The following is a 5,330-nucleotide window of genomic DNA, read 5'->3' on the forward strand; positions in this document are numbered from 1 at the left end:
CAAGGACTGTGTGACTATTGACGTCCTTCCCCGTACGCCGGGCAATAATGTTTATGTTGGTTTCATGGTTTGGTCTAACTTTACCGCTACTAAATGCCGCGGATTGGTTTCGCTGAATCAGGTTATTAAAGAGATTATTTGTCTCCAGCCACTTAAGTGAGGTGATTTATGTTTGGTGCTATTGCTGGCGGTATTGCTTCTGCTCTTGCTGGTGGCGCCATGTCTAAATTGTTTGGAGGCGGTCAAAAAGCCGCCTCCGGTGGCATTCAAGGTGATGTGCTTGCTACCGATAACAATACTGTAGGCATGGGTGATGCTGGTATTAAATCTGCCATTCAAGGCTCTAATGTTCCTAACCCTGATGAGGCCGTCCCTAGTTTTGTTTCTGGTGCTATGGCTAAAGCTGGTAAAGGACTTCTTGAAGGTACGTTGCAGGCTGGCACTTCTGCCGTTTCTGATAAGTTGCTTGATTTGGTTGGACTTGGTGGCAAGTCTGCCGCTGATAAAGGAAAGGATACTCGTGATTATCTTGCTGCTGCATTTCCTGAGCTTAATGCTTGGGAGCGTGCTGGTGCTGATGCTTCCTCTGCTGGTATGGTTGACGCCGGATTTGAGAATCAAAAAGAGCTTACTAAAATGCAACTGGACAATCAGAAAGAGATTGCCGAGATGCAAAATGAGACTCAAAAAGAGATTGCTGGCATTCAGTCGGCGACTTCACGCCAGAATACGAAAGACCAGGTATATGCACAAAATGAGATGCTTGCTTATCAACAGAAGGAGTCTACTGCTCGCGTTGCGTCTATTATGGAAAACACCAATCTTTCCAAGCAACAGCAGGTTTCCGAGATTATGCGCCAAATGCTTACTCAAGCTCAAACGGCTGGTCAGTATTTTACCAATGACCAAATCAAAGAAATGACTCGCAAGGTTAGTGCTGAGGTTGACTTAGTTCATCAGCAAACGCAGAATCAGCGGTATGGCTCTTCTCATATTGGCGCTACTGCAAAGGATATTTCTAATGTCGTCACTGATGCTGCTTCTGGTGTGGTTGATATTTTTCATGGTATTGATAAAGCTGTTGCCGATACTTGGAACAATTTCTGGAAAGACGGTAAAGCTGATGGTATTGGCTCTAATTTGTCTAGGAAATAACCGTCAGGATTGACACCCTCCCAATTGTATGTTTTCATGCCTCCAAATCTTGGAGGCTTTTTTATGGTTCGTTCTTATTACCCTTCTGAATGTCACGCTGATTATTTTGACTTTGAGCGTATCGAGGCTCTTAAACCTGCTATTGAGGCTTGTGGCATTTCTACTCTTTCTCAATCCCCAATGCTTGGCTTCCATAAGCAGATGGATAACCGCATCAAGCTCTTGGAAGAGATTCTGTCTTTTCGTATGCAGGGCGTTGAGTTCGATAATGGTGATATGTATGTTGACGGCCATAAGGCTGCTTCTGACGTTCGTGATGAGTTTGTATCTGTTACTGAGAAGTTAATGGATGAATTGGCACAATGCTACAATGTGCTCCCCCAACTTGATATTAATAACACTATAGACCACCGCCCCGAAGGGGACGAAAAATGGTTTTTAGAGAACGAGAAGACGGTTACGCAGTTTTGCCGCAAGCTGGCTGCTGAACGCCCTCTTAAGGATATTCGCGATGAGTATAATTACCCCAAAAAGAAAGGTATTAAGGATGAGTGTTCAAGATTGCTGGAGGCCTCCACTATGAAATCGCGTAGAGGCTTTGCTATTCAGCGTTTGATGAATGCAATGCGACAGGCTCATGCTGATGGTTGGTTTATCGTTTTTGACACTCTCACGTTGGCTGACGACCGATTAGAGGCGTTTTATGATAATCCCAATGCTTTGCGTGACTATTTTCGTGATATTGGTCGTATGGTTCTTGCTGCCGAGGGTCGCAAGGCTAATGATTCACACGCCGACTGCTATCAGTATTTTTGTGTGCCTGAGTATGGTACAGCTAATGGCCGTCTTCATTTCCATGCGGTGCACTTTATGCGGACACTTCCTACAGGTAGCGTTGACCCTAATTTTGGTCGTCGGGTACGCAATCGCCGCCAGTTAAATAGCTTGCAAAATACGTGGCCTTATGGTTACAGTATGCCCATCGCAGTTCGCTACACGCAGGACGCTTTTTCACGTTCTGGTTGGTTGTGGCCTGTTGATGCTAAAGGTGAGCCGCTTAAAGCTACCAGTTATATGGCTGTTGGTTTCTATGTGGCTAAATACGTTAACAAAAAGTCAGATATGGACCTTGCTGCTAAAGGTCTAGGAGCTAAAGAATGGAACAACTCACTAAAAACCAAGCTGTCGCTACTTCCCAAGAAGCTGTTCAGAATCAGAATGAGCCGCAACTTCGGGATGAAAATGCTCACAATGACAAATCTGTCCACGGAGTGCTTAATCCAACTTACCAAGCTGGGTTACGACGCGACGCCGTTCAACCAGATATTGAAGCAGAACGCAAAAAGAGAGATGAGATTGAGGCTGGGAAAAGTTACTGTAGCCGACGTTTTGGCGGCGCAACCTGTGACGACAAATCTGCTCAAATTTATGCGCGCTTCGATAAAAATGATTGGCGTATCCAACCTGCAGAGTTTTATCGCTTCCATGACGCAGAAGTTAACACTTTCGGATATTTCTGATGAGTCGAAAAATTATCTTGATAAAGCAGGAATTACTACTGCTTGTTTACGAATTAAATCGAAGTGGACTGCTGGCGGAAAATGAGAAAATTCGACCTATCCTTGCGCAGCTCGAGAAGCTCTTACTTTGCGACCTTTCGCCATCAACTAACGATTCTGTCAAAAACTGACGCGTTGGATGAGGAGAAGTGGCTTAATATGCTTGGCACGTTCGTCAAGGACTGGTTTAGATATGAGTCACATTTTGTTCATGGTAGAGATTCTCTTGTTGACATTTTAAAAGAGCGTGGATTACTATCTGAGTCCGATGCTGTTCAACCACTAATAGGTAAGAAATCATGAGTCAAGTTACTGAACAATCCGTACGTTTCCAGACCGCTTTGGCCTCTATTAAGCTCATTCAGGCTTCTGCCGTTTTGGATTTAACCGAAGATGATTTCGATTTTCTGACGAGTAACAAAGTTTGGATTGCTACTGACCGCTCTCGTGCTCGTCGCTGCGTTGAGGCTTGCGTTTATGGTACGCTGGACTTTGTAGGATACCCTCGCTTTCCTGCTCCTGTTGAGTTTATTGCTGCCGTCATTGCTTATTATGTTCATCCCGTCAACATTCAAACGGCCTGTCTCATCATGGAAGGCGCTGAATTTACGGAAAACATTATTAATGGCGTCGAGCGTCCGGTTAAAGCCGCTGAATTGTTCGCGTTTACCTTGCGTGTACGCGCAGGAAACACTGACGTTCTTACTGACGCAGAAGAAAACGTGCGTCAAAAATTACGTGCAGAAGGAGTGATGTAATGTCTAAAGGTAAAAAACGTTCTGGCGCTCGCCCTGGTCGTCCGCAGCCGTTGCGAGGTACTAAAGGCAAGCGTAAAGGCGCTCGTCTTTGGTATGTAGGTGGTCAACAATTTTAATTGCAGGGGCTTCGGCCCCTTACTTGAGGATAAATTATGTCTAATATTCAAACTGGCGCCGAGCGTATGCCGCATGACCTTTCCCATCTTGGCTTCCTTGCTGGTCAGATTGGTCGTCTTATTACCATTTCAACTACTCCGGTTATCGCTGGCGACTCCTTCGAGATGGACGCCGTTGGCGCTCTCCGTCTTTCTCCATTGCGTCGTGGCCTTGCTATTGACTCTACTGTAGACATTTTTACTTTTTATGTCCCTCATCGTCACGTTTATGGTGAACAGTGGATTAAGTTCATGAAGGATGGTGTTAATGCCACTCCTCTCCCGACTGTTAACACTACTGGTTATATTGACCATGCCGCTTTTCTTGGCACGATTAACCCTGATACCAATAAAATCCCTAAGCATTTGTTTCAGGGTTATTTGAATATCTATAACAACTATTTTAAAGCGCCGTGGATGCCTGACCGTACCGAGGCTAACCCTAATGAGCTTAATCAAGATGATGCTCGTTATGGTTTCCGTTGCTGCCATCTCAAAAACATTTGGACTGCTCCGCTTCCTCCTGAGACTGAGCTTTCTCGCCAAATGACGACTTCTACCACATCTATTGACATTATGGGTCTGCAAGCTGCTTATGCTAATTTGCATACTGACCAAGAACGTGATTACTTCATGCAGCGTTACCATGATGTTATTTCTTCATTTGGAGGTAAAACCTCTTATGACGCTGACAACCGTCCTTTACTTGTCATGCGCTCTAATCTCTGGGCATCTGGCTATGATGTTGATGGAACTGACCAAACGTCGTTAGGCCAGTTTTCTGGTCGTGTTCAACAGACCTATAAACATTCTGTGCCGCGTTTCTTTGTTCCTGAGCATGGCACTATGTTTACTCTTGCGCTTGTTCGTTTTCCGCCTACTGCGACTAAAGAGATTCAGTACCTTAACGCTAAAGGTGCTTTGACTTATACCGATATTGCTGGCGACCCTGTTTTGTATGGCAACTTGCCGCCGCGTGAAATTTCTATGAAGGATGTTTTCCGTTCTGGTGATTCGTCTAAGAAGTTTAAGATTGCTGAGGGTCAGTGGTATCGTTATGCGCCTTCGTATGTTTCTCCTGCTTATCACCTTCTTGAAGGCTTCCCATTCATTCAGGAACCGCCTTCTGGTGATTTGCAAGAACGCGTACTTATTCGCCACCATGATTATGACCAGTGTTTCCAGTCCGTTCAGTTGTTGCAGTGGAATAGTCAGGTTAAATTTAATGTGACCGTTTATCGCAATCTGCCGACCACTCGCGATTCAATCATGACTTCGTGATAAAAGATTGAGTGTGAGGTTATAACGCCGAAGCGGTAAAAATTTTAATTTTTGCCGCTGAGGGGTTGACCAAGCGAAGCGCGGTAGGTTTTCTGCTTAGGAGTTTAATCATGTTTCAGACTTTTATTTCTCGCCATAATTCAAACTTTTTTTCTGATAAGCTGGTTCTCACTTCTGTTACTCCAGCTTCTTCGGCACCTGTTTTACAGACACCTAAAGCTACATCGTCAACGTTATATTTTGATAGTTTGACGGTTAATGCTGGTAATGGTGGTTTTCTTCATTGCATTCAGATGGATACATCTGTCAACGCCGCTAATCAGGTTGTTTCTGTTGGTGCTGATATTGCTTTTGATGCCGACCCTAAATTTTTTGCCTGTTTGGTTCGCTTTGAGTCTTCTTCGGTTCCGACTACCCTCCCG

General features: G+C 44.7%; 9 protein-coding genes. All 9 read left to right on the forward strand.

What is annotated here, in order from left to right; genetic code table 11:
- Nucleotides 1–10: 10 nt before the first annotated feature.
- Nucleotides 11–160, forward strand: coding sequence for a hypothetical protein (locus tag TM5383_RS17235; protein WP_001407184.1), 150 nt, complete (start codon nt 11–13; stop codon nt 158–160).
- An 8-nt stretch (nt 161–168) separates the two neighbouring features.
- The gene (locus tag TM5383_RS17240; RefSeq protein ID WP_000466547.1) at nt 169–1,155 is read left to right on the forward strand and encodes a Minor spike protein; all 987 of its coding nucleotides are present in this window, start codon (nt 169–171) and stop codon (nt 1,153–1,155) included.
- A 63-nt stretch (nt 1,156–1,218) separates the two neighbouring features.
- On the forward strand, nt 1,219–2,760 hold the full coding sequence (locus TM5383_RS17245) for a replication endonuclease (RefSeq protein ID WP_000252566.1): 1,542 nt from the start codon (nt 1,219–1,221) through the stop codon (nt 2,758–2,760).
- A complete protein-coding gene (locus TM5383_RS17250; protein WP_435988044.1) occupies nt 2,693–2,845 on the forward strand; it encodes a hypothetical protein in 153 nt (50 codons plus the stop codon). Before TM5383_RS17245 ends, TM5383_RS17250 begins: the two co-directional genes overlap by 68 nt.
- On the forward strand, nt 2,778–3,017 hold the full coding sequence (locus TM5383_RS17255; protein WP_016670801.1) for a phage DNA packaging protein C: 240 nt from the start codon (nt 2,778–2,780) through the stop codon (nt 3,015–3,017). Before TM5383_RS17250 ends, TM5383_RS17255 begins: the two co-directional genes overlap by 68 nt.
- Nucleotides 3,014–3,472, forward strand: coding sequence for a scaffolding protein D (locus tag TM5383_RS17260; RefSeq protein ID WP_000084700.1), 459 nt, complete (start codon nt 3,014–3,016; stop codon nt 3,470–3,472). Before TM5383_RS17255 ends, TM5383_RS17260 begins: the two co-directional genes overlap by 4 nt.
- Nucleotides 3,472–3,588: a phage DNA packaging protein J gene (locus TM5383_RS17265; protein ID WP_000033471.1), complete on the forward strand. Its 117-nt coding sequence runs from the start codon at nt 3,472–3,474 to the stop codon at nt 3,586–3,588. The genes TM5383_RS17260 and TM5383_RS17265 overlap by 1 nt, the downstream gene beginning before the upstream one ends.
- 36 nt (nt 3,589–3,624) lie before the next feature.
- The gene (locus TM5383_RS17270) at nt 3,625–4,908 is read left to right on the forward strand and encodes a major capsid protein (RefSeq protein WP_000065572.1); all 1,284 of its coding nucleotides are present in this window, start codon (nt 3,625–3,627) and stop codon (nt 4,906–4,908) included.
- A 110-nt stretch (nt 4,909–5,018) separates the two neighbouring features.
- The coding region (locus TM5383_RS17275; RefSeq protein ID WP_024185109.1) for a hypothetical protein at nt 5,019–5,330 on the forward strand (312 nt) is incomplete at its 3' end.

The sequence above is a fragment of the Thalassovita mediterranea genome (assembly GCF_001458435.1).
GTDB lineage: Bacteria > Pseudomonadota > Alphaproteobacteria > Rhodobacterales > Rhodobacteraceae > Thalassobius > Thalassobius mediterraneus.